We start from the raw sequence: 23921 nt of genomic DNA, 5'->3' as shown, positions 1-23921 counted from the left end.
CCCCGGCACCACGCCGGTGAGCGCGTCCCGAGAGGTTGCGCCACATCGCGCCGACCGGCCGCCGCGGGCACCCTGCCCTCCCCCGGCACGCACCCGTAGCGAGAGCGCCGTCTGCAAGAAGCCCTCAGGGAGATCGCGCCGCCGACAAAGTCCGGCAAGAGCCCCGCCAGCAGCGCACAAGGCCTCAGACCGGATGAGCACCGGCCCACTCGTCGAACCACGGCTCCTTGGCCTGCGCGTACCCGGCCACGTCGGCATGCTCAGCCGCCCACCCCCGCTTGGCCGCCGCATACGCCTCCCGAGCCGCGTCATCGGCGCGCAACTGGTCACGCATGTGCAGCGCGAAGCGCCAACCGGGCGAGCCCTTCACCCGCACGTGCAGGTTGACCGGCCGCCCCGGATCAGCACTGCCGTGCAACCGCTTGGTCCACATTTTCCCCACCTGCCCGCGCGCGTTGTCGAACCGATCGCCATCTTTCGGGGGGAAGCCGGCTCCGGCCAAGGCGTCAGCGAGCTGGTCGGCTTCGTTCAACGACGCGACGGTCAGCATGAGGTCGATCACGTCCTTCGCGATCAGCCCCGGCACCGCGGTCGAGCCGATGTGCGAGACATCGGCCGTACCCCCGAGCGCGTGCCGGATCCGCGCCGCCAGCCGCTCAGCCTGCCCCGGCCACCTCGGATCCGGGCCGGCCAGCCGCAACACGCCATCCGTGCCGGCAACACGTCGCAAACGCACATTTTCCTCGTACGGCCACAGCCGCCGTTCCCACAAAGCGTCAACAGCCGCGTGCAGACCGGCCAGCGACCCCGTGTTGTCGAGCACCACGTCGGCCGCGGCTTGGCGTTGCTCGTCGCTGGCCTGCGCGGCGATCCGGGCGGCCGCCTGCTCCTCGGTCATCCCCCGGGTCCGCACGAGCCGCTCGATGCGGACCGGCTCGGCGGCCGACACCACCAGGACCAGGTGGTAGGACGGTGCTTGGCCGGTCTCGACGAGCAGCGGCACGTCGTTGACCACGATCGCGGCGGGCGGGGCTGCGGCGACGAGTTCGCGGGAGCGGGACCGTACCCGGGGATGAATGATCTCCTCGAGCCGGCGGCGGGCCTGCTCGTCTTGGAAAACGATGGCGCCCAGGGCGGGCCGGTTGAGGTGCCCGTCGGCGCCCAGGACCTGCGGCCCGAACGTCTCCACGACCGCGGCCAGGCCCTCGGTCCCGGCGGCAACGACCTCGCGCGCCAGCACGTCGGAGTCGATGATCACCGCCCCGAGTTGCCGCAACCGCCGGGCGACCGCGCTCTTCCCGGCCCCGATGCCGCCCGTCAACCCCACCATCAGCACGGCCCCAGTATTCCCCGCGTCGATCTCCGCCCCGCAGCCACCGCCACCAAACCGGCCCCGCGCCAAACCGGTCGCCCTAGGTCAGCGCGGCGAGAATGATTTCTTGCGCGGACCGGGCGGTGCCGGTGAAGGCGCCCGGATCCCGGCCGATGCGTTCGGCGCCCGCGCGCATGATCCCCGACAGCAGCTCCACCGTGAGGGGCACGTCGCCGACATCGCGGAGCTCTCCGCGCTCGATGCCCTCGCGTACCACGTTCTCCACCTCGACCACGATCTCGTGGAACGGGCTGTCCGAGCCCTTGGGCGCCGCGACGGAATCAGGGCGGAACATGAGCTGCAGCGTCTGGTCGGTGAACGCGGTCAGCACCACGTCGATGATCTCGCGCAGCCGCTCGGCCGCCGGGTCGTGCGAGCGGGCGGCGATCGCTGCCACCCGCTCGACAGTGGGCCGGCCGGCTCGCTGGGTCAGCGCCAGGACCAGGGCGTTCTTGTCCCGGGCGTAGTTGTACAGGGTGTTGCGGGCCAGCCCGGCCCGAGCCGCGATGTGGCCCATGGTGATCGCGTCGTAGTCGCGTTCCCGCAGCAGGTGCCCGATCGCCTCGGCCAGGCCGGTCCACACCATCTCGTGGTGTTCCCCGATGCTGTCTCCCCGGATCCGCGGCACCCGATCATCCTCCCCCAGCCGCTACTCGGCCTGCGCCGCGGCCAGGGCAACCCCCGAGAGGTGCGGATTCTCCTGGTACGACATCGTGAGCTTGACCCGGCTCAGGCGCCACCCGCTCGGGGTGCGCACCGCCTCGTTGTCGTAGAAGCCCACCACCAGCCACCGGTTGGGCCCGCCCTTGGCGATCTCGTCGGGAACCCAGTGCTCGGCTCGTACGTGGGCGTGGATGGTCGCGCTGTCGCCGTCAATGGTGACGACGTGGCCGGTGATGACGTGATGGGTGGCCGCATACGGCGCGAAGGTGCCGCGCAGGATCTCGATGTAGTCCGGCAGCGGGGTGCTCATCGGCGGGATGCCGGCCACCGAGCTGAAGTCCAGCGTGAGCGGGTCGGTGAAGACCCGAGTGGGCAGCTCAGTGAACTCCTTGAGGTCCGCGATGTCGGCGTAGCGGCCGAACAGTTCGATGAGCTCGGCGCGATCGGCAAACATGTCCATCAATTCCCCTCATTTTAGCGACGACCTGTCGTAAACATTACGACAGAGTGTCGCTAAAAGCCAGCAAAAAAGAACGCCCCGCTCGATGGTCGAGCGGGGCGTTCCTCAGCAGTGCTGGCTAGCTAGCTGGTCAGCTCTTGCCGCCGGCGAGCTTCTCGCGCAGAGCGGCGAGCGCCTCGTCGGTGGCCAGGGTGCCGGCCGGCTCCTCCGCCGAGCGCGCCGGGGCAGACGAGCTCGTGGTGGTGGTGGAGGAAGAGGTCGACGACGAGGTGGTCACGCCGCCGGCCGGAGCCGGGTTGAGCGCAGCCTCGGCGTCGGCGTCGCGCGACGCCTGGACCTGCTTGGTGTGGGCCTCCCAGCGCTCGCGGGCGTCGGCGTACTGCTTCTCCCACGTCTCGCGCTGCTTCTCGAAGCCCTCGAGCCACTCGCCCGTCTCCGGGTCGAAGCCCTCCGGGTAGATGTAGTTGCCCTCGTTGTCGTACGTGGCAGCCATGCCGTAGAGGGTCGGGTCGAAGTGCTCCTCGCCCTCGACGAAGCCCTCGTTGGCCTGCTTGAGCGACAGCGAGATCCGGCGCCGTTCGAGGTCGATGTCGATGACCTTGACCAGCACGTCCGAGCCCACCTGGACGACCTGCTCGGGCAGCTCGACGTGACGCTCGGCCAGCTCGGAGATGTGCACCAGGCCCTCGATGCCGTCGTCCACGCGGACGAACGCACCGAACGGAACCAGCTTGGTGACCTTGCCCGGCACGATCTGGTTGATCGCGTGGGTCCGGGCGAACTGGCGCCACGGGTCTTCCTGGGTCGCCTTCAGCGACAGCGAGACGCGCTCGCGGTCCAGGTCGACATCGAGCACCTCGACCTCGACCTCCTGGCCGACCTCGACAACCTCGGACGGGTGGTCGATGTGCTTCCAGGAGAGCTCGGAGACGTGCACGAGGCCGTCCACGCCACCCAGGTCCACGAAGGCACCGAAGTTGACGATGGAGGACACGACGCCCTTGCGGACCTGGCCCTTCTGCAGCTTGTTGAGGAACTCGGTGCGAACCTCGGACTGCGTCTGCTCGAGCCAGGCACGGCGGGACAGGACCACGTTGTTGCGGTTCTTGTCCAGCTCGATGATCTTCGCCTCGAGCTCGCGGCCCACGTAGGGCTGCAGGTCACGGACGCGACGCATCTCGACCAGGGAGGCGGGCAGGAAGCCACGGAGACCGATGTCGAGGATGAGACCACCCTTGACGACCTCGATGACGGAGCCGCGAACGACGCCGTCGTCCTCCTTGATCTTCTCGATGGTGCCCCACGCGCGCTCGTACTGCGCACGCTTCTTCGAGAGGATCAGGCGGCCTTCCTTGTCCTCCTTGGTGAGGACGAGGGCTTCGATGTGGTCACCGACCGACACCACTTCCGCGGGGTCCACGTCATGCTTGATCGACAACTCACGCGAGGGGATCACGCCCTCGGTCTTGTAGCCGATGTCGAGCAGGACCTCGTCCCGATCGACCTTGACGACGGTGCCTTCGACAATGTCGCCGTCGTTGAAGTACTTGATGGTCTCGTCGATGGCCGCGAGGAATGCTTCCTCCGAGCCGAGATCGTCGACGGTGACCTTGTTGGCGCTCGAGGTGGCCTCGATGCTGCTCGTCATGTGGACTGTTGCTCCGAACGGATGGTTTCGTGGTGTCTCTTGCGCCCCGCGGAACTGCCGGCGGGCACAGCACGAACATCCGTGATCACGTGGTGCGTCGCACGGGTGGGCGACTGATGATCGAGCGAGCAGGATCATGCTGGGACCGACGACTTGCGGAACCTGCTCCCTGCCGAGGCACACGATCCGCGAGTGCATCGACTAGCTTACCGTGCGCATTACCACAGGTTGCAAGCCCTCCTGCCGACCGAGGCACATTGATCCCGCAAAACCCGCCATCATGGCCGTTTGGTGCACATTTGGGCAGTCGGCGCGCTGTGGCCGTACCCGATGATCTCAGTAGTTTGTCGGGGTGACCGAAGAACAAGCCGCCTCGCGCCGCCGGACCGTGACAGACGCCGAGAGCCGCGTCGCGAGCCGGTACTGGTGGGACCTGGATGCCGACGACTACCAGGATGAGCATGGAGCCTTCCTGGGAGACGTCGACTTCGTCTGGTGCCCGGAAGGGGTTCGCGAAGCCGACGCACGCCTGCTGGGAGAGGTGCGCGGCAAGCGGATCCTGGAGCTGGGGTGCGGAGCTGCCGCGGCGGCCCGCTGGCTGGAAGGACAGGGCGCTGACGTGGTCGCGATGGACCTGAGTGCGGGCATGTTGCGGCAGGCGCGAGAGGCAGAAGAGCGTTCAGGGGTACGGGTACCGCTCGTCCAAGCCGACGCCCTCGCGCTGCCGTTCGCCTCCGGGGCTTTCGACATTGTCTGTACGGCTTTCGGGGCGATCCCTTTCGTGGCTGATTCCGGCGCGCTGATGCAAGAGGTAGCTCGCGTCCTTCGGCCCGGCGGCGCGTGGGTCTTCTCCATTACTCACCCGATGAGGTGGATTTTCCTCGACGAGCCCGGCCCGGAGGGGTTGGTCGCGGTGCACCCGTATTTCGACCGGCGGCCTTATGTCGAGGAGGACGCTGCGGGCGTACCTACGTATGTGGAGCAGCACCGAACCTTGGGTGACCGGATCCGGGAGGTTGTGGCGGCTGGGTTCGTGCTTACTGACGTTGTGGAGCCCGAGTGGCCGGCCGGGCATGAGCAGATCTGGGGGCAGTGGAGTCCGCTTCGTGGCCGCCTCTTTCCGGGGACGGCTATCTTCGTCTGTTACCTGGCCTGACCTGCGGGTATCACCGTGGCATGAGCTTGAAAAAGGGCGACAACGTCAGCTGGAAGAGCCACGGCCAGACGGTCGAGGGCACGGTGGAGAAGAAGATCACGTCCCGCACCGAAGAAGCCGGGCGCACGGTCGACGCGTCGAAGGACGAGCCGCAGTACAAGGTCAAGAGCGACAAGACCGGGCGCGAGGCGGTGCACAAGGAGGAGGCGCTGAACGATGGCAAGTGACACGTACGCCGACTTCAAGGACGCGGTCAACATGTCAGCCTCCGAGCTGGAGAAGTGGCTCAAGACCGACGAGTCGCGCGAGGTCGGGCAGAAGTCATCATCGAGTGCGGAGTCCGTCGGGCATGACAGCGGGCGGAAGATCATCGAGATCCTGCATACGAAGAAAGGTGATCTGAGCGAGGCGGATGAGGCCCACATGCGCAAGGTGGTGGGGTACGTGCACCGGCATCTGGCGCAGCGCCCGTCCGGGGACGTGAAGGAGACGAAGTGGCGGTACTCCCTGATGAACTGGGGACACGATCCACTGAAGAAATGATCGGTGCTTTGTGCGGTGGGCTTCTCCGGTTGTGAGGTCGGCCCACCGCACACTCGTAGTGCAGGTAGTGGCAATTGTCGAGCGACTCTGCATCGCCCAGCAGGTACCTTTGGGAAACAGATCGAGCCTTTAGATGGCCAATTTCCTGCGTTGGAATTGAAGGAATGTTAAAAGCTATCATTCGCGCGCTTCATGCCAAATTTTTTGAAACTCTGCCAGAGACGTACCGAATGCATTGAGATTTGGCTGTGAGTTATTTCTTCGACCGCGATCGGAATTCCACTGAGGCCAGCCATGTCAGTCTCTTGAGATTCATCTGCCCACTCGAGACGGCCATCGCGATAGCACTGCACGCGACTAACCTCCCACCCGTCTTCGTTCACTTCCGAGAAGTACTCCACCGGCTCACCGGGAAAGTCGTGATGCCACACAACTCGCAAATACCACATCAGTTCTTTCCCCAACCCAAGATCCGCCCAATCAGATCTAGTGTCGCGTGTCTGAGTTCTTTTGACGGTTGGCTTTGGTGAGGATCTGGTCGGCGGTCTTGGTCCAGCGGAACGGTTCGCAGCGCTGGTTGTAGGCGTCGATGAAGGCGCGGATCGCGCCGATGAGGTCGGTGACGCTGGTGAAAGTGCCGCGGCGGGTGGGCTGTGGCGACCTGCTTGAGGAAGGCCAGGAACTCGCCGTTGCGGTGCCGCTGATAGCAGGCGTCCGCGGTGATCTTCCCGGTGGCGACTTCAAGGGCGGCGAACAGGGTCGTGGTGCCGTGGCGCCGGTAGTCGTGGGTGCGTTTCTCCGCGTCGCCGAATCGTATCGGCAGCAGCGGCGCCGTCCGGTCCAAGGCTTGGATCTGCGATTTCTCGTCCACGCACACCACGACCGCGTTCGCCGGTGGGTCCAGGTAGAGGCCCACGACGTCACGGATCTTGGCTTCCAGTTGCGGATCGGTGGAGAACGTGAACGTCTGCGCCCGGTGCGGCTGCAGCCCCCAGTCCCGCCAGATCCGGGCGACCCCGGCGAAGCTGACCGGCATCCCGCCTTGGGTCAGGTGATCCGACAGCAGCCGTGCTGACCAGTGCGTCACCCCGAGCAGGTCCGGCGGCGGGTTCAACGTGCAGGTGATCACCGCCGACTCCTCGATGACCGGCGGCCGGCCCGAACGAGGCAGATCCGCGAGAGCGTCGATCCCGCCGGTCTCGTATCGAGCCCGCCAGGCGATCACCGTCTGCCGGGTCATCCCGACCTGCCGTCCGATCTCGGCGTTCGGCAAGCCTTCCGCAGCCAGCAACACCATCCGCGCCCGCTGCACATGACCAGCCGGTGCCGTCGACGAGCGCGTCAACTCCCGCAGACGCGCACCATCACCAGGACGCAGAACCAACGGCGCAGCAACCGACATGCCTCATTGTCCCGCACCAACACCGTCAAAACACATCAGACACGCGACACTAGAGGCCACACGGCATTCACCAAGAATCCCGCCGTCTCTAAGAGGAAGGTGGGATGGAAGTCACCCGTAACGCTAATGGGCGCATATCATCATTTGAGGGCTCTGCCACGCACTTCGCAAGTTGCAGAATCTGGATGATTGCGTCACGCATTACTTCGGATATTGCACCTGATTGAATTATTGAGGGATCATCGAAGCGACCGTCGCTTACACTTTGCGCGGCAACTTCGGTCAAAGCCGGGTCAGCGTGCCACGTGACGAACACTCCGCCAGCTGCGTCATCTCCAAAATCAATTTCCACCTCTGCCCCAACACTGCTCAACTCTCCATCCACTTGAACCGAGAGACCAGCTTGTTGAATAATATTGCGAGTGAACGTGGCAATATTTAATAAAGCGCTTCGGATTTCACTACTAACTACGCCATAATCGAATTCCACTAAAGATTTCCAATCCACCTATGACTTACCTTTTAGATCAGACCGACTCTCGCTGCTATCCGGTACCGGTCTTGCAAAGCTACCCTTATCCGGCGGCAGAAATCATTCTTTTCAAGAGATCGTTTGATGCACCCTTGATGGCTGGGTTGCTTCCCCAGGGCACAGACCAGGTGATCGGCGTTCCAGGCGCTAGCGCTTCTTTCAACAGTCCGCCACAATTCTCGCAGGGTTGCCGATCGCTATAAAGTGCTCTAATGCGGCTGGGATCGATTCCTTTTTTGGCGAGTTGGTCAAGGATATGTTCCTCCGAATGATAACCTTCACCTTTACTGAAACCAATCACGGGCGAATCAAGGCCTTCAACGTCGGCCGCTGCAACGTTTCGTCCCGGTGATACACCCGACTTGACACGAGCATTATGCGCAGCTCTCCCCAGCGACGTGCTGTTGTACGCTACTTCTCCGCAATTATGAACAAGAACCGACGTCGGTCCTGCGATTACATAATAGGAGTGAATCTCGTCAACGGTGAGGTCGCGCATCACTGCGTGACCGATCCAGTTCTTCACCGCCGTCACGACCACCACGCCGCCGTCGAGGGCGTGCAGCTTCTCCCCCGGCTTCAACGCCGCCGCGTCAGTCCACCGCCCGGTGCTCTCGCTCCAGAACGGGTGGTGCTGGGTCGTGTGCAGCACGACCTGCTTGCCCGTCTCGGCATCGCGCACCGTGACGTCGGCCAGATCCTTGTCCAGGTTGCGGTGCAGCTCGACTACCGGCCGCGACTCCGTCTGCCCGGTCTGCGGGTCCGTCGCCAGAACCGCGTCGCCGACCTTCACGTCCTTGATCGGCACCGCCGCGCCGCTGGCCATGACAACCCGCGTCGCCGGGTCGAAGCTGTGGCAAGCTTTACCGGCACTGCTGGCCGGCTTGGTCGCAGACTTGGCCGCCTGCTCCTCGACAGCCTCAACCACCTCGCCCGCGGCCTGCCGCTCCGCAGATCGAGCCGCTCCCCCAGCCGCCTGCCGAGTGATCAGACTTCGCACGCCACTCGATAGGGCGCTTCCCGCAGCCGGTAGCAGCCCAGCGGTCACACCACCGATGAGCCCGCCGACTATGGCGTTGCCGGCCATGTCGGACACGCTGTGCCCGCCCTCGACCAGGTCGTGGGTGATCGAGCCGGCAGCTCCGGCCAGCACCCCACATCCGACCGCGCCAACGCCGGTCCAGCCGACCGCCGCCTCACAGCCAACCCCGACGACTACACCAACGGCGATACCGGCGATGTCGGCCTTGTGGTCGCTGACCCAGCCCTTGGACTTGCACCACCAGTTGCACTTCTTCTGCTGGTGGTCGCCTGACTTGTGCTTGCCGCCACCGCTGTTGCTGGCGCTGTGGCCATTACCCGAACCGCTCTTGGGTTGCGCTGGCGTTGATCCCCGCTTGGTGAGGTCACCGCCCGTACCGTTCTTGTCGCCGTCTTCGAGTACGTCACCGTTACGGGGGTTGATTCGTTTGCCGTTGCCGTTACCCCAGCCAGTGTCGACCGACTCGCCGGTTGGGTCGCTGGAGTTGACCGGGGAGTTGTTGGCGTACGCATAGCCGAGCATCTGCTGCGGGTCGGTGAGGTCCATCAGCGGGTCGACCGAGATGAACCGGCCCAGACCGGCGTCGTACTCGCGGGCACCGATGTGGACCAGGCCGGTCTTGTCGACCGTCATGCCCAGGAAGCCCTTGTCGTTGACCCACGTGTCGCCGCCGTCACGATTTTCGCCGTACGCGGTCTGGTGCCGGACCGACACCTGCTGCGTCGTGGCGTCGACGCTCATCGTGGCGGTGTTCTGCAGATCGCTGACCAGCCACGTCAAGCCTTTGCTCGTACGCTGGGCTGCGGTTTTGCTGGCGTACGAGTAATAGCGGACGCAGGAGTCGACCACGCCAGTCGGGTTGGCGTGGATCTCCTGACCGGGCAGATACAGCGTCTTTCCCTGGACGTCGGTGGTGATGAGCCGGTTGCCGTCGGCGTCGTACAGGTAGCGGCTGGCGCCGGCGGAGTCCTGGACCGAAGCCAGTTGGCCTTCGCTGTTCCAGGTGAGGGCCTGCTGGCCGTTCTTGCCGGGACGCGAGGTGGTGTTGCCCGCCGCATCCGACTCGTACACGGCGGCCGTGGTCGCGGCACTCGTCGTTGTGGTGGTGCCGGTGACGAAGTGCGGGTGCGCGGCGTTGGCGGCCGGGTAGGTGTAGCTGGTGCTGCGCTCCCCCGCCGGGGTCTTGTGCTCGACCTGGGTCTTGCGGTCACCGCCGTCGGTGAAGGTCCACGACGTCCAGTACGGAGCGGGCGCGCTCGTGCTGTCGGCCAGCGCGGTGAGGGACGGTCCGGCGTCGCAGTTGCCGTCCTTCGGCGTCCACGCGTCGGTCAGGCGCTGCAGGTAGTCCTCGCGCCAGCACTGCACCTCGGCACCGGCTGCGGGAGCCTTCTCCTCGGTGCGGTAGATCTCGCCGGCGTCGTTGTACTTGTACTCCTTCCACGACACCACAGCGGGGCTGAGCTCGCGGAACACCTCGGATGCGACCGGCCGGCGCGTTGCGGGGTCGTAGTCGTTGACGACCTGCAGGGTCTTGCTCTCGGTGGTGGCGAAGTAGGCGGTCGCCAGTTCGCCGTGCTCGGTGAAGGAGACCGCCGGGACGAACGAGCCGCTGATGGTGGCGCTCATGGTCGTCGGCATGCCGAGGTCGTTGAACGACGTGCTGACCCGCTCGGAGGCCAGCGCATAGGCAGTCCCGGTGCCGATTGCCGGCATCGTGTTCGATGACGGGGTGCCGTCGGGGGCGTATCCCATCCGGTACGTGTAGGTGCCGGCCAGCCCCTGCTCGTTCGCAGGGATGGTGATCGTGGAAGCTGTCGGCCTGCCGGACTTGGTGTCGAGGGTGGTGGTGGCCGTCTTGTACTCGTTGCCGTCGACGAACCGGCTGCTGGAGGCCAGCACGCCGAGTCCGCCGGCCAGGGAGTCGTACGTCCAACCGGCCAGCTGGGTGCCGGTCGCCGAATCCTGGAACAGGCCCGTCTTGCGGCCCAGGTCGTCGTACTTGAAGGCGAGGACCTGGTTGCGGGCGTCCTTTGTCGTCTCGATCTGGCCCAGGCGGTTGAACTTGATCCAGCTTTCGCCCTTGTCGGGGTCCTTGCTGTAGTTCTGCCGGCCCTGGACGTCGTAGCCGTAATCCCAGTACGTGCCGGCGGGGTCGGTGACCTTCGCGAGCTGGCCCTTGGCGTTGTAGGCGTACTTGATCCGGTCGAAGGCGCCGCTGAAGTCCCGGGTGCGGTACTGGCGGATCTCCGTGGTGCGGCCGAGCGGATCGACGTACTTGCTCTCCAGCGTGCCGCCACTGGGCGGCGTGGTGTCGACGTGGTCACCGTGGTAGGTCGTGGACGCGCGCCACTTCTCGTTCAGCTTGGAGAAGAGGATCTTGTTGGTCTCGCGGCCGGCGCCGTCGTACAGGGTCCGGGACCAGGACAGTACGTTGTCACGGCCGGCCTGCGCGCTGTCCTTGTCCTTGGTCGGGATGTAGCGGGTGGCCGACGGTGCGATTTTGTCCCGCCAGTAGTCGTCGTACGTCGTGGACACGCGTCCGGCGGAGTCGTAGAAGACGTCGCTGACGAGCATGCCCACGGTGGCCGCCGGAGTCTGCGTCTGCACCGGACGCAGCAACGAGTCGTAGAACGAGTACGTCGTCGTGACCTTGCCGGCTGCGTTGAGCGTGTCGGCCTTCACCACACTCGCTGCGTTGTTGCGTAGCGTGTAGGTGTAATTGACGTCCGGGATGTCCGTGCCGGGCACACGACCCGGCTTCCAGGCACTGAGCAAGCGGCCGAGAGCATCGTACTTGAAGTTGGTCTCACGGCCGTTGACGTCGTGCGCCAGCGTCGTGGCGCCGGTTGCCGGGTCGACGACGTTGTACGCGTTCCACCCGAGCGGGTTCTTCACGTCGCTGCGGGTAATCTGGCCTGCGGCGTTAGTCGTGTACGTCGTGGTTGTCGTCTTGCCTTGCGCGTCGGTAGTGGTCTCCGGGCGCCCGTACGTCTTGTCGTACGAGATCGAGCTGGTGGTGAAGTAGACCGGCGCGTTGTTCTTCCAGTCCTCGAACGACTCGTTGCGGGTGATGTGGCCCTTGCTGGGGGCGGCACCGAAGGCGCCGTCGTCGTAGCTGGTGCGGGTCGCGCCGATGACCTCGTCCGCAGCGATGACCCGGCCGCTCTTGTTGACCTCCGTGCAGGGCAATGCGAACGTGCGCACCTGCGAGGGGAACGCGATCATCCAAGCCGAGCCGGTGTCGCGTACGTAGTCGGTCTGCACGCACTTCTCGTCGCCGGGCTTGGCGGTGTCGCCGAACTCGGTGACTTCGGTCGGCATGCCGTACGCGTCGAATTCGGTGGTGTTGTGGGTCCACGTGTCGCCGCGGTTGTTGTCCAGGGCGGTCCAGTTCCAGACGCCGGACGTGTCGATGTAGCGGGCGTTCACCGAGGGGGTGTCAGTGGTGACCTTGTGGGTGGCGGTGATCGTGCCCAGCCACGGGTCGGAGATCGTGCCGCTGATAGGGCTGCCGTCCGGGCCGTTGTAGACGATCGTCTCGCGGACGAAGCCGGACAGATCGTCATGATCGGTAATGGTGGCTTTGCCCTTGGAGTCGGTGAGCGTCACCTTGCGGACGGCGCTCTTGTCGCTCGCGCTGGAGCGGTCCCCGTCCATGCCTTGGAAGTAGACGGTGTCGGTACGGGTCCGGTCGCCGTCCTCACCTTTGGTCGCGGTGACGTTGCGGAAACCGCGCCACTGCGACCAGGTGCGGTATTTGTCCTGGGTCAGTCCGTCGTCGTCGGCGTAGCGCCAGGCCGGGTTGGCGTACTTGTACGTCGTCAGCGTGGTGAGCGGGAAGCCCTCACCCTCGCTGGTCAGGTCGTTCTCGCGGATCGACTCGACGACGTACTTGTGGAACCAGTCGGTGATCTCCTTGCCCGGCTTACCACCAAGGTCCGGCGGTGCCCAGCGCACGGGGAAGCACAGTTTGGTGTTGGTCTCGGGGGTCGGCTTGGATGCCGCCGTACATTCGGCTTTCTTGTACGTGACGTCGATCTGGCCGCCGGTCTCGGTGGTGATGGTCTTCAACCGGTGCCACCGCATCGGCCTGAGACCGTTGCTCAGCGCGGTGTCGACCCGGTTGTCCATCGGTACGCCGGTGAGTGTCACGTTCGGCACCGTCATGGCGACATTGCTCGCGTCCCACGCGGTGTGCCCGATCGTCGACAGCCACATGCCCCGCCGGGTGCCGTCGGTAGTGTCCGGGTAGCTGTGGGTCAGCGTCCACCGGTCGACGAGCCGGCCGTCTTCCTTGCCGTCCTTGGCGATGCGCGTGGTGACCGTCGCGAGGCGGCGCTTCGTCCAGAACGTCGGGCCGAACTGGGTGCACGTGGTGCCGGTGCACTCCTGGTCCAGCGGGGTGTCCGTCCAGTTCGACTTGGTGGTGCAGGCGGTCAAGCAGCGGTCGCCCGTCGTGAACGCCACGCTCATCGGGGCGACGCCGTACGCGGTGCCGGAGCGCTGGCCGTACTTCATGGTCGTGACATTGCCGCCGCGGACGTAGCTCACCACGTCGGTGGTGGTGGCGTACCGGGCGTACTTGTTGGTCTCGGGGCTGTACCAGTACGACATGGCGTTACCGTCGGGATCGACGACCCAGTCGAGGTTCCAGCGCCAGGCCTGGTTGCAGAACGAGTCCTTGAATGCGGTCTTGTTGCAGGGCTCGCCGCTTTGGTTGCCAGCGACCGGCACGGTGTAGACCGACTTGGTTTCGGTCGCGCTGCTCGTCCAGCCGGGCAGACGGTTGAGACCGAAGTAGTACTTCGTACCGTCGGTGGCCGTGACGACCCAGTGCTCACCGGGGCCACCGGCGTCCTGACTTCCCGCCGGGCCCTCGTCACCGTTGGCCGCGTTGAAGAGCCGCTCGACGCGGATGCCGTCGTCGCTGCGGGTGTGCCAGCGTTTCTCGGAAGCGTTGTAGATCAGCTCACCGCCGCCGACGCCGTTGAGTGACAGCGTGGCGTTGTCGGTGCCCCAGCATTCGTCGCCGGAGTCGTTGGTGTTGTTGCCTTTGCGCTTGTCGTCATCGTTGTCGTCGGCGCAGCTGGCGTATCGGCGTTCGATGAAGCCGGGCTCGAAGCCGAAGCCTTCACCGACCCAGGTGGGCTGGTTGTTCGTTGCCGCGGTGCGTCCGTCGACCGCTTGCGATGAGTAGCCCAAGGAAATTGTGGGCGCCGGTCCGCCCAGCGACGGCGGCACCTCCATGGGATACGACCAGTTGAAAGCACCGTTGTTACCGCTGTCGCCCCACGTCGCGGATGGCGCGAGCGAGGTGGCCCCGAAGTCACCGGTTCCGCTGGAATCGGCGGCGGCCAAGGCGACGACCGTACCCGCAGCCTTTGCGGTGACCGGCGCGGAGACCGAGGTGCCGTCGTTCGTGGTGGAAAGCTCAGTTTCCTGGCAGTTCGCGGCATCAGGGGTGGTCAGCGCACAATCGGGCAGTTGCACCAGCCGCAGCCGGTCGGACCAGTCGGCGCCATATGCGGTACGGAACCCGCTGTAGTCGAGCGACACGTCGACCGTGCCGGTCTCGTCGGGACGCACCTTCAGCACAACGTCGCGCTTGGCTTTCGCGCTGGCGGCACGGTCCAGGACCTCCACCGACACGTGCTGCCCCTTGCCGTCGGCGGACCGCAGCGCCACCTTTCCGGCGGCATCGACCGTCTTCGCCTTCGCCGCCACGTCGACGGGAGTGGTTCCTGCCTTCGGCCATACCGGTGTCGCCGGCGTGCTCGATGGCATCTGCGGGATGTCGACCGTCTTGGTCTTGGCGCCACGCCCGTCGATGGAGACGCCAGCATGCGGCTTGAGCCGGTCTTCGGCCTTGGGGACGGCAGCGGCAGGCCAGGCGTGCAGAAAGGTGGCGGCCAAGAAGACCGAGCTGGCTACCGCGAGCCGCCGGCGGAACACGCGCTTCACAGATTGCCGTCCTCGGTGTGGTAGAGGCGAGAGACCATGTCGGGAGTGAGGGCTCCGGCGTAGACCCGGACGTCGTCGATGCCGCCGTCGAGATAGTCGACGTCCGCGCTGGTGCCGTTGGCGGGGGCGTAGCGGCCACGGCCGATGGCCAGCGATCCGGTGGCGTTCCACCGGCTGGCTCGGCTCACCGTCTTGACCGCGACACCGTTCACGTACAGCGTCTGCTGTTGCGTTGCGGCGTCAAAAACCCCGACGAGGTGCGTGAATTCGCCGATGGGATCGTCGGCGATCGCCACGCCGGCGTTGGCGTGGGTGAAAGCGACGTCGGTGGTGGAGTCGGCGTTCTCCATGGCGAAGGACCATTGAGGTACGCCGCTGTACAGCCTGGTGCCCAAGAAGAAGGTGGACTGGTGGGCGCCGTCCTGCGACACCGCGGTGAAGTTTCCGGTCGTCGGAATGGTGTTCAGCTTCACCCAGGCCGACACCGAGAACGATTCGGCGGTGTTCAGCACAGGGCCGGCGGTGGTCAGCGCAGCCAGGTCGTGCAGCTGGGCTGAGGACGTACCTTCAATGTCTTTATGACCAACATCGGCCCAGAGGTCATCAGGCGGATTGACCGCCGAGACGTCATGTTTGACGGAATGCGTCGAGCTGTCCGTGCCGTCGAACAGGTCGAAGGTCCAGTTGCCGGCCTCGATCACCGAGGCGGCGCCGACTTCCTGAGGCGCAAGCAAGCGTTTCCACACCTTGACGTCGTCGATCACGCCGTCAAGGCCCTTACCCACCGCGGTGCTACCACCAGTGCCGGACGCACTACCCGTGTAAGTGGTTATGGTCGTGCTTGCCGTCCGCTCACCGTCGAGGTAAACGGCCACTTCGCGGCGCATGACGTCGAACGATCCCGCCACACGAAGCCAGGCACCCGTCCGGATCGTCTTCGCCGAGCATGCCTTCCACTCACCCGTGCCGCTGACCCGCACCCGGTAGCAGATCTTCTTCTGCGTCCCGTCCACATAAAGATCGTCTTGACGGTACGGCGAGCCAAACGCGACGTGCCGTACCACCGTGTACTCCAGCGGATTGAGACCGTTCATGCTGACGCTCGCCGCTGCCGTTCGGTTACCGGCAAGGTCCACCGTCAGCGGGGCCTGAAGAGAACTGGCGAGGTTCAGGGTAAGGCTCTTGCCGCCATCGCCGTGGCCATCCGTGGAGCGCCAGCTACCAGTTGCCGTGAGGGCATCTCCGCCGACGACCGAGTTGCTGAATGTGCTGCTCAGCGCCGGATCTTCGAACTTCCACCAGCTCGCCGGACCAGGCCCGGCCGCAACACCGAACTTGTAGCCGCCCACGGAGTCATCGTCGATGCCTACCGCGAACTCGCCGCTTTCCCGACCGGCCTGGTCGATGCTGACGACGTGCAGGGTTCGTACCCCGGCAAACGTCAACGCCTTGATCGAGGCAGCATTCGACAGCGCCGGCGGAGTAACGCTGACCGTTGCGGAAGCGCCCAGGCTGCCGATGGGAGTGGTGAAAGCGGCACCGCCGTCGAACCAGTACCGGTATTGACGGATGTCGGCTACCGCGTTGGCGCCGAACGTGAACCGACCCGCGACACCGATGCCGCCCTGCGGTTCACAGGCAGTCGGCGTGCAGAGCGGGTAGTCCGGTGAGGTCACCGTCGGCGGGCGGGCTGGGCCGGTGCTGTCGATGGTGAACGTGCAGTACACCGACTTCTCGGAAGAGTCCAAGCCATCGAAGACGCGCGCGTGCATGTCGTACTTCTGGTTCTCGACCAAGCCAAAGGACTTGGGAATCGCCACCGTGGCGGTCGCATTGTCGGTGGTCGACCTGGTCATCGTGGGCGTCGCCGGCGAGTTGGTGCCGGCCTTGGTCACGTAGAACTGCATCGTGAGCCCACGCTCGGTGCCGTCCGGGTCGTCGGCCTTCGCCTGCGCCGACGGGTAACCGGCTGCCTTCGATACGTACGCTGCCGGGTCGCCGCTACCGCACTTCTTGCCACCGATGGTCAGGTTCGCCGGCGGATTCGGCTTGGTGTTGTAGGTGATGGATACGTAGGGGTCGTGCGAAGCCTCGGTCGAGTCGAACTTTTTCCACGCGTGCGTATCCGGGTCGGCCTCAGCCGCCGCAGTGGACCGCAACCCGGTGGTCAGGGTCTGCCAGCCACCGGCGGCGGCCACCTTGAACAGCGGTGCCACATCTGCGGTGACGTAGCCGGTGCCGCAATCCCCGTAGCCCTTGGTCATCGTGGACTTGGCGATGGGATAGTCGCTGCGCCACTTGGGCTGGTTGCTCCAGCGGGTCGAGGTGCCCACCGCAGCGGTGATCCACACCTGCCATTCCTGCGCCTTGCAGCTCCACGAATGGGTGTTCCACAGATACATCGTCGCGGCAGTGACCTGCTTGTGGGCCAGCGCGGCCGTCGGGAACCGAAGAAACGACCGGGCCCGGTACGTCGAGCCCTCGGTGACCGAGCCGAGCTTCAGCTCCTTCGACGTCGACAGGTCCGAGGAGATGTTGTTCTGCACCAGTGTGTCGAACCCCGGCTTGAGCGTCGCCGACGGGTCGATCGTCACGGGGTACTGCGTCGCCGGATCGTTGAGGAACTCCTGCGACGGGGTCAGGGTGAGCGTGCGGTTGTCCGCTGCCACCGTCATGTCAACGGCTGCGATCCGCAGCGGCTCTCCCGTCTTCTCGCCCATGGTCGCGTCCCACATCACCGGGGCGGGCATGTGCCCGAGGTAAGCGCCCGCAGCGTCGGTCAGCCGAAGACCGCCATCGCCGCTGACCGTGGTCTTCACGCCGGATGCCTGCCATGGCAGGGAGACCTTCTTGACCTGCGCCGCCGCTTCTTTGCTCTGCACCACCAAGAACTGCTCGAAGCCGGTACGGGTGGCATCGACGACCAGATCGACGCCGGGCCGGACGTCGGAGTAGGTGGCGGTGGTGCCGTCGAGCTTGGGCTCCGGCAGCGTTCCGGTCCAGCCCACCGTCATGTTCGCCCCGCCGGACGTCAGCCGGGCCAGATCGTGGGTGCCGCTGCCTGCTGCGCCCGACAGGACCAGCCCGCGCGGGTGCCCCTGAGGCGCGATCGTGCCGTCCGAGCGCCGGGTCAGAGTCAGGTCAACCGGCTTCCAGGAACCGTCCGAAGCGCGGTAGCGCACCGGGCCGGAGTGCACCTCGGCGGTGTAAGTGCCGTCCGGGTTGGCGATGACTTCGGTCGTCTCGTCCAGCATCGACGACACCTGAACCGGCTGGCCGGTCTCCCGGGCCTGTTTGGAAGCTTGCTGCTCAGGAGTCAGATCGGGTACGGCCAACCGCTCGACCGCCAGGGCGGGAGCGGCAGGGACGGCCACGACCGTCGACATGAGACCAAACGTCATCAGGGCAGCCGTCATCGACGCCCGTCGGGCAAGCAACAAGATCTTCCCCCCGCGCACATGACCAGGCATCGACGCAACAGACTTCGATGTCCGGCGATGCGTTCAGCACGCTATCGCGTGGTTAACCTTGCGTACAAGGTCCGTTACCAACGCGAGGGATGGCGTCGATCACACTCTGTTCTGGATCACCGCAGCTTGCGCGACCCGTAAACAGGCCGGGTGGGATTTGCGAGCGATAGGGCGGGTGTGCCCGGCGGTAGAGCGTCAGGGCGCGCCGGACGGCCGGGCTTTCCGCGTCAGCGTCGCTGGAAAGTCCCTCCTCGACCCCTAACAGCCCAGCTCGCCAAAGTTCATCACGAGCTATTGCAGCTATCTCCAGCCGTAAGCTACGGATCTCGTTGTCGACCTCATCGAACTTCCCCATGCCCTTATCTTGCAGCTCAATCGGAAAGCAGTATGAAGGGCTCGGATCCGAGCCCTCGCAACGCGCGCCGCGAGAGGAAGTCCGCCTGACGCGTTGCCTCGGGAATGCGGTAGCGCGGGGACAGCGCCATCGTGAGCTCGTACGCCTCGTCCAGCCCGACCCGGTACCCCGCCGACACATACACCGGCTTGACCCCGGCCTGCGTCCGCACCGCCCGCCCCAGCACCTCACCGCCCTCGCTCAGCGGCGACCACGAACCTCGATCGACGCCGAGCTCCCCCGACGCGGCGACGAACGAGTTCTTTGCGACGCCGAACGTGGGGCGCCCGGTCAAAACCCCGATGTGGCAGGCGAGGCCGAACCGACGCGGGTGCGCCACCCCGTACCCGTCGCAGATCAGGACTTCCGGTTCGGTCCGGAGCTGGGTCAGGGCCTGCATGAGGACCGGCACTTCGCGGAAGGCGAGCAGGCCGGGGATGTACGGGAATGCTGCCTCGCCGAAGGCCGTCACGGTTTCTGTCACCGCGAGGGTGGTGAGGTCGATTCTTACGGCTGCTGCGCAGACGCGGGGTGAGTTCTTGTCGTACGAGACGTCCAGGCCCACGACCGAGGTGGGGCGCGACGGTAGCCCGGTGGTGAGGTCGACCTGGTCGCGCAGGTGGCGTTGCAGCGACTCGGCTTCGGCGACGTCGGACGGCGTTGCGGGCAGAGTGGCGGGGAACCAGGGGGCGTTCACCGCACCGATGATGTCAGACGGCGGCGGCGGTCTTGGTGATGTCGAGCAGGCCGCCGAGCAGCGCCAGCGCGGCCGGGACCAGGCGGTAGTAGACCCAGGTGCCGCGGCGGTCGCTGTCGACCAGGCCGGCTTCGCGCAGGACCTTGAGGTGGTGGGAGATGGTGGGGCCGGTCAGGGCGAAGGAGCCGGTGAGGTCGCAGACGCAGACCTCGCCGCCGCCGGCTGAGGCGATCATGGAGAGCAGGCGGAGCCGGACCGGGTCGCCGAGGGCCTTGAACATGGGGGCGAACGCGCTTGCCTGGTCGGCTTCGAGGGGCTTGCGGACCACCGGGGCCCACGCACCGGACAGCCCCGACGGTCCCGACATCGGTGTCATCGCGAGGGATGTGCTTGGCATGGGCCCACCCTTGCAGAGCCAGGCAAGTCGTCCGAACAGGAATCTGACAATTCACTGCGGTGCGCGAGCCAGCCGCTGCGCAGCGCCAGAATGCATCGTCGACATGTCTCGGCCCAGGGTGCCTTTCACCGGCTCCGAGGCGGCAAAACGGCAGGTGAACGCGGGGTGGCAGGGTTGCGGCGGAAGGCTGCCCGAAAGTGCCACGCATCACAAAGGCGTACGCAGTGGTCAGCTTGGCGACATATCGGGGTCCAGCCGCAGCGTGGTGGCCACCGCCCCGGGCGACACCATCGGGTCGAGCGACGCCGGGCCGTAGCGCGCGTACTTGCCGCGGTAGGCGTCGTCGACCCCGGCCGCCGCCGCACCCACGTCGTGCACCAGCACGTCGGCGTCGACGCCGGGGACCCGGATGCGGGCGCGGCCCGAGCTGACGGCGTCACCGAACCAGCCGGTGTCGCGCCGGTGCCAGGTGCGCACATAGACCTGGCCAGCGGCGCACACCACCCAGATGGGCGTCCAGCGGCGCAGCGTCGCGTCGGCGCGCTTGACGGCGATCTCCAGCTCGTCGGCCGCGTCGAGGCGCTCAAGCTGTTCGGCGGTCCAGGTGGCGTCCATGGCGCCCAGTCAGCCGCAGGCCGGGGCCCGCGGGCAGGGACGTGGGCGTGGTGCGGCTAGTGGTCGGCGCCGTTCCAGTCGCGGCCCAGGCCCACCGACACCTCCAGGGGCACCGACAGCGGGTAGGCCGCGCCCATCTCGCGGCGCACCAGGGCTTCCAGAGCTTCGCGTTCACCGGGGGCCACGTCGAAGACGAGTTCGTCATGCACCTGCAGCAGCATGCGGCTGGTCAGCCCGGCCTCGCGCAGGGCCTGGTCGACGCGGAGCATGGCGACCTTGATGATGTCGGCGGCCGAGCCCTGGATGGGGGCGTTGAGGGCCATGCGTTCGGCCATCTCGCGGCGCTGGCGGTTGTCGCTGCTCAAGTCGGGCAGGTAGCGGCGCCGGCCCAGGATGGTGGCGGTGTAGCCGTCCTGCACGGCCCGGCGCACCACGGCTTGCAGGTAGTCGCGCACCCCGCCGAAGCGCTCGAAGTATTCGGTCATCAGCCCCCGGGCTTCCTCGGTGGTGATGGAGAGCTGATTGGACAGACCGAAGGCGCTCAGGCCGTACGCCAGACCGTAGTTCATGGCTTTGATCTTGCGCCGCTGGTCGGGGATGACCTCCTCGACCGGGACGTGGAACACCGAGGAGGCGGTGGCGGCGTGGAAGTCGGCGCCGGAGTTGAACGCCGCGATCAGGGCTTCGTCGCCGGACAGGTGCGCCATGATGCGCATCTCGATCTGGCTGTAGTCGGCGGTCAACAGCGACTCGAAGCCCTCGCCTACCACGAACGCGCGGCGGATGCGCCGGCCTTCCTCGGTGCGGATCGGGATGTTCTGCAGGTTGGGGTCGGTCGATGACAGCCGGCCGGTGGCCGCGACGGTCTGGTTGAACGTGGTGTGGATGCGCCCGTCGTCGGACACCGACTTGAGCAGCCCGTCCACCGTGGACTTGAGCTTGGCCACGTCGCGGTGGCGCAGCAGGTGGGCCAGCAGCGGGTCGCCGGTCTGCTCGTGCAGGTTTTGCAGCGCGTCGGCGTCGGTGGTGTAGCCGGACTTGATGCGCTTGGTCTTGGGCAGGTTGCGCTCGACGAACAGGATCTCCTGCAGCTGCTTGGGCGAGCCGAGGTTGAACTCGCGCCCGACCACCTCGTGCGCGCCCTGCTGGGCCAGCTTCACCTCGGCGGCGAAGTGCGACTCGAGCTCGTGCAGGTAGTCCAGGTCGGCGGCGATGCCCACGTGCTCCATCTCGCCGAGCACGATCTCCAGGGGCTGCTCGACCTCGGCCAGCAGCCGCTGGGAGGCGCCGTCGTCGCGCGACAGCTCCTCGGTGAGGGTGTCGGCCAGGTCGAGGGTCGCGCGGGCGCGCAGCATCACGTTCTGCTCGGCGGTGCCGTCGTCGCCGCCGAGGCCGTCGAGGGTGAGCTGGCCGTTGTCGGGGGCGTCGACGCGCAGCTCACGCTTGAGGTAGCGCAGCGCGAGGTCGTTGAGGTCGTACGCCCGCTGGTCGGGTTTGGCCAGGTAGGCGGCCAGCGCGGTGTCGACGCGCACCCCGCCCAGGCCCCAGCCGTGCGCGCGCAACGCCAGCATGACCGGCTTGGCATCGTGGATGATCTTCGGGCGTTCGGGGTCGGCGAGCCACGCGGCGACCGCCCCCTCGTCGCTCTCGTCCAGCGCGGTGGGGTCGAACCAGGCTGCCGGGCCGTCGCCGGTGGCCACCGCGACGCCGGTCAACGAGCCGGTGCCCCGCCCGAACGTGCCGGTCACCGCAACACCGACCGGCGCGGCACCGGCGTGCTCGGCGAGCCAGCCGGCCACCTCGCCGGTGCGCAGCATACTGCCGGACAGATCGAACCCGGCTTCGGCCTCGGGCTCGACGGCCTCGAGGTAGGAATACAGCCGCTCGCGCAGCACCCGGAACTCCAGGGCGTCGAACACCTGGTGCACAGCCTCGCGGTCCCAGCCCTGCCACTTGACGTCCTGCGGGCCCAGCGGCAGCTCGAGGTCGCAGACCAGCGCGTTGAGGTCGTAGTTGCGCATGACGTCGGCCAGGTGCGCGCGCAGGCTGTCGCCGACCTTGCCCTTGATCTGGTCGACGTGGGCGATGATGCCGTCCAGCCCGCCGTACTGGTTGATCCACTTGGCGGCGGTCTTGTCGCCCACGCCGGGCACGCCGGGCAGGTTGTCGCTGGCCTCGCCGACCAGCGCCGCCTTGTCGCGGTAGCGGTGCGGGGGCACGCCGTACTTGGTCTCGATGGCCTCGGGGGTCATCCGCCACACGTCGGAGACGCCACGCACCGGGTAGAGGATGGTCACCTTGTCCCCGGCGAGTTGGAACGCGTCGCGGTCGCCGGTGGAGATGACCACCTCGAAGCCCTGCTCGCGGGCCTGGGTGGCCAGGGTGCCGATGACGTCGTCGGCCTCGTAGCCGGGCTTCTCCACCACCGGGATGCGCAGCGCCTCGAGCACCTCCTTGACCAGGCTGACCTGGCCCTGGAACGGCTGCGGGGTCTCCGAGCGCCCGGCCTTGTATTCCGCATACTTCTCGGTGCGAAACGACACGCGGGACACGTCGAAGGCGACCACGATGTGCGTCGGCTTCTCGTCGCGCAGCATGTTGATCAGCATCGAGGTGAAGCCGAACACCGCGTTCGTCGGCTGCCCGGTCTGGGTGGAGAAATTCTCCACGGGCAGCGCGAAGAAGGCCCGGTAGGCCAGCGAGTGGCCGTCAAGCAGCAGCAGACGGGGGGTCTGGACGTCGTCGCTCACGTCGGTGAACTCTAGTCGTGGGGTACGACAAGACGACCGACCGCCCCGCCTGCTGTTCGCACCTTTTACAGCACTTTGCTCAGGAATGCCCTGGTTCGCTGGTGCTGCGGGTTCGCGAGGATCTCGGCCGGCGCGCCCTTTTCGACAACGACGCCACCGTCCATGAAGATCACCGAGTCGCCCACCTCACGCGCGAACCCGATCTCGTGGGTCACCACGATCATCGTCATGCCGTCGCGGGCGAGATCCTTCATCACGTCGAGCACCTCGCCGACCAGCTCCGGGTCCAGCGCGCTGGTGGGCTCGTCGAACAGCATCAGCTTCGGGCGCATGGCCAGGGCCCGCGCGATGGCGACCCGCTGCTGCTGGCCGCCGGAGAGCTGACCGGGATAGCTGTCCACTTTGGCCCCGAGACCGACGCGCTCCAGCAAAGCGGCCGCTCTGTCGCGTACCTCTGCCTTGTTCTCCTTCTTGACCCGGGCCGGCGCTTCCATGACGTTCTGCAGCACCGTCATGTGCGGGAAAAGGTTGAAGCGCTGGAAAACCATGCCGATCGCGCGGCGCTGGGCCGCGACGTCCTTTTCCCCCAGCTCGTGCAGTTTGCCGCCGCGTTCGCGGTAGCCGATCAGATCGCCGTCCACCAGAATGCGCCCGGCATCGATTTTCTCCAGGTGGTTGATGCAACGCAGAAACGTCGATTTACCCGACCCCGACGGTCCCAGCACGCAACAGACCTCGCCGCTTTTGACGACCAGATCAACACCTTTGAGAACCTCAAGCGAACCAAACGATTTGTGTACGTCCTCAGCCCGCACCATT

16 protein-coding genes and 1 pseudogene are annotated in these 23921 nt (G+C 66.3%); 3 read left to right on the top strand and 14 right to left on the bottom strand.

Annotated elements, in window-relative coordinates; translation table 11 throughout:
• Positions 1 to 184 precede the first annotated feature (184 nt).
• From coaE to rpsA, 4 genes are all read right to left on the bottom strand, one after another.
• Entirely contained in the window at positions 185 to 1336 is a 1152-nt protein-coding gene (gene coaE / locus TFC3_RS09605) for a dephospho-CoA kinase (RefSeq protein ID WP_067498348.1), read from the bottom strand.
• A gap of 76 nt (positions 1337 to 1412) precedes the next feature.
• Positions 1413 to 2000 (bottom strand): TetR/AcrR family transcriptional regulator, encoded by a 588-nt coding sequence (locus TFC3_RS09600; RefSeq protein WP_067498345.1) that lies wholly within the window; start codon positions 1998 to 2000, stop codon positions 1413 to 1415.
• A 21-nt stretch (positions 2001 to 2021) separates the two neighbouring features.
• Positions 2022 to 2495 (bottom strand): nuclear transport factor 2 family protein, encoded by a 474-nt coding sequence (locus TFC3_RS09595; RefSeq protein WP_067498342.1) that lies wholly within the window; start codon positions 2493 to 2495, stop codon positions 2022 to 2024.
• Positions 2496 to 2625: 130 nt separating this feature from the next.
• Positions 2626 to 4143 (bottom strand): 30S ribosomal protein S1, encoded by a 1518-nt coding sequence (gene rpsA, locus TFC3_RS09590; RefSeq protein WP_067498339.1) that lies wholly within the window; start codon positions 4141 to 4143, stop codon positions 2626 to 2628.
• A gap of 352 nt (positions 4144 to 4495) precedes the next feature.
• Here rpsA and TFC3_RS09585 point away from each other — a divergent pair, with 352 nt between their 5' ends.
• From TFC3_RS09585 to TFC3_RS09575, 3 genes are read left to right on the top strand one after another with little or no spacing between them, the layout of a single operon-like run.
• Positions 4496 to 5299, top strand: a complete 804-nt coding sequence (locus tag TFC3_RS09585; RefSeq protein WP_067498336.1) for a class I SAM-dependent methyltransferase — start codon at positions 4496 to 4498, stop codon at positions 5297 to 5299.
• Between the two features lie 20 nt (positions 5300 to 5319).
• Positions 5320 to 5526, top strand: a complete 207-nt coding sequence (locus TFC3_RS09580; RefSeq protein WP_067498333.1) for a DUF2945 domain-containing protein — start codon at positions 5320 to 5322, stop codon at positions 5524 to 5526.
• On the top strand, positions 5516 to 5842 hold the full coding sequence (locus tag TFC3_RS09575; protein ID WP_067498330.1) for a DUF3140 domain-containing protein: 327 nt from the start codon (positions 5516 to 5518) through the stop codon (positions 5840 to 5842). Before TFC3_RS09580 ends, TFC3_RS09575 begins: the two co-directional genes overlap by 11 nt.
• 167 nt (positions 5843 to 6009) lie before the next feature.
• On the opposite strand, the gene TFC3_RS40430 is transcribed toward TFC3_RS09575, so the two are convergent.
• From TFC3_RS40430 to TFC3_RS09535, 10 genes and pseudogenes are all read right to left on the bottom strand, one after another.
• Complete coding sequence (locus tag TFC3_RS40430; RefSeq protein WP_369819670.1) at positions 6010 to 6291, bottom strand: hypothetical protein; 282 nt, start codon at positions 6289 to 6291, stop codon at positions 6010 to 6012.
• 37 nt (positions 6292 to 6328) lie between these two features.
• Positions 6329 to 7244: pseudogene (locus TFC3_RS09570) on the bottom strand (IS630 family transposase).
• An 88-nt stretch (positions 7245 to 7332) separates the two neighbouring features.
• Entirely contained in the window at positions 7333 to 7752 is a 420-nt protein-coding gene (locus TFC3_RS36880) for a hypothetical protein (protein WP_153040160.1), read from the bottom strand.
• A gap of 67 nt (positions 7753 to 7819) precedes the next feature.
• A complete protein-coding gene (locus tag TFC3_RS09565; protein WP_067498327.1) occupies positions 7820 to 14779 on the bottom strand; it encodes a polymorphic toxin-type HINT domain-containing protein in 6960 nt (2319 codons plus the stop codon).
• Complete coding sequence (locus TFC3_RS09560) at positions 14776 to 18165, bottom strand: LamG-like jellyroll fold domain-containing protein (RefSeq protein ID WP_161952558.1); 3390 nt, start codon at positions 18163 to 18165, stop codon at positions 14776 to 14778. The genes TFC3_RS09565 and TFC3_RS09560 overlap by 4 nt, the downstream gene beginning before the upstream one ends.
• Positions 18166 to 18620: 455 nt before the next feature.
• Complete coding sequence (locus TFC3_RS09555) at positions 18621 to 19262, bottom strand: endonuclease V (RefSeq protein WP_082772408.1); 642 nt, start codon at positions 19260 to 19262, stop codon at positions 18621 to 18623.
• 91 nt (positions 19263 to 19353) lie between these two features.
• Positions 19354 to 19707: a metalloregulator ArsR/SmtB family transcription factor gene (locus TFC3_RS09550; protein ID WP_067498321.1), complete on the bottom strand. Its 354-nt coding sequence runs from the start codon at positions 19705 to 19707 to the stop codon at positions 19354 to 19356.
• Positions 19708 to 19965: 258 nt separating this feature from the next.
• Positions 19966 to 20352, bottom strand: a complete 387-nt coding sequence (locus TFC3_RS09545; protein WP_067498317.1) for a DUF2255 family protein — start codon at positions 20350 to 20352, stop codon at positions 19966 to 19968.
• 56 nt (positions 20353 to 20408) lie between these two features.
• The gene (gene polA / locus TFC3_RS09540) at positions 20409 to 23102 is read right to left on the bottom strand and encodes a DNA polymerase I (protein ID WP_067498315.1); all 2694 of its coding nucleotides are present in this window, start codon (positions 23100 to 23102) and stop codon (positions 20409 to 20411) included.
• Between the two features lie 65 nt (positions 23103 to 23167).
• Positions 23168 to 23920, bottom strand: coding sequence for an amino acid ABC transporter ATP-binding protein (locus TFC3_RS09535; RefSeq protein ID WP_067506309.1), 753 nt, complete (start codon positions 23918 to 23920; stop codon positions 23168 to 23170).
• Position 23921 lies beyond the last annotated feature (1 nt).

Source organism: Actinoplanes sp. TFC3, from assembly GCF_001553785.1.
Taxonomy (GTDB): Bacteria; Actinomycetota; Actinomycetes; order Mycobacteriales; family Micromonosporaceae; genus Actinoplanes.
The sequence above is the reverse complement of the archived record's forward strand: the minus strand, read 5'-3'. Positions and strand labels throughout refer to the sequence as shown.

Bases quoted from the DNA above. Each gene is read 5' to 3' on its own strand.
- TFC3_RS09595 (WP_067498342.1), bottom strand. From the start codon at position 2,495: ATGGACATGTTTGCCGATCGCGCCGAGCTCATCGAACTGTTCGGCCGC.
- rpsA (WP_067498339.1), bottom strand. From the start codon at position 4,143: ATGACGAGCAGCATCGAGGCCACCTCGAGCGCCAACAAGGTCACCGTC.
- TFC3_RS09580 (WP_067498333.1), top strand. From the start codon at position 5,320: ATGAGCTTGAAAAAGGGCGACAACGTCAGCTGGAAGAGCCACGGCCAG.
- TFC3_RS09575 (WP_067498330.1), top strand. From the start codon at position 5,516: ATGGCAAGTGACACGTACGCCGACTTCAAGGACGCGGTCAACATGTCA.
- TFC3_RS40430 (WP_369819670.1), bottom strand. From the start codon at position 6,291: ATGTGGTATTTGCGAGTTGTGTGGCATCACGACTTTCCCGGTGAGCCG.
- TFC3_RS09560 (WP_161952558.1), bottom strand. From the start codon at position 18,165: ATGTCGACGGTCGTGGCCGTCCCTGCCGCTCCCGCCCTGGCGGTCGAG.
- TFC3_RS09550 (WP_067498321.1), bottom strand. From the start codon at position 19,707: ATGTCGGGACCGTCGGGGCTGTCCGGTGCGTGGGCCCCGGTGGTCCGC.
- TFC3_RS09545 (WP_067498317.1), bottom strand. From the start codon at position 20,352: ATGGACGCCACCTGGACCGCCGAACAGCTTGAGCGCCTCGACGCGGCC.
- TFC3_RS09535 (WP_067506309.1), bottom strand. From the start codon at position 23,920: ATGGTGCGGGCTGAGGACGTACACAAATCGTTTGGTTCGCTTGAGGTT.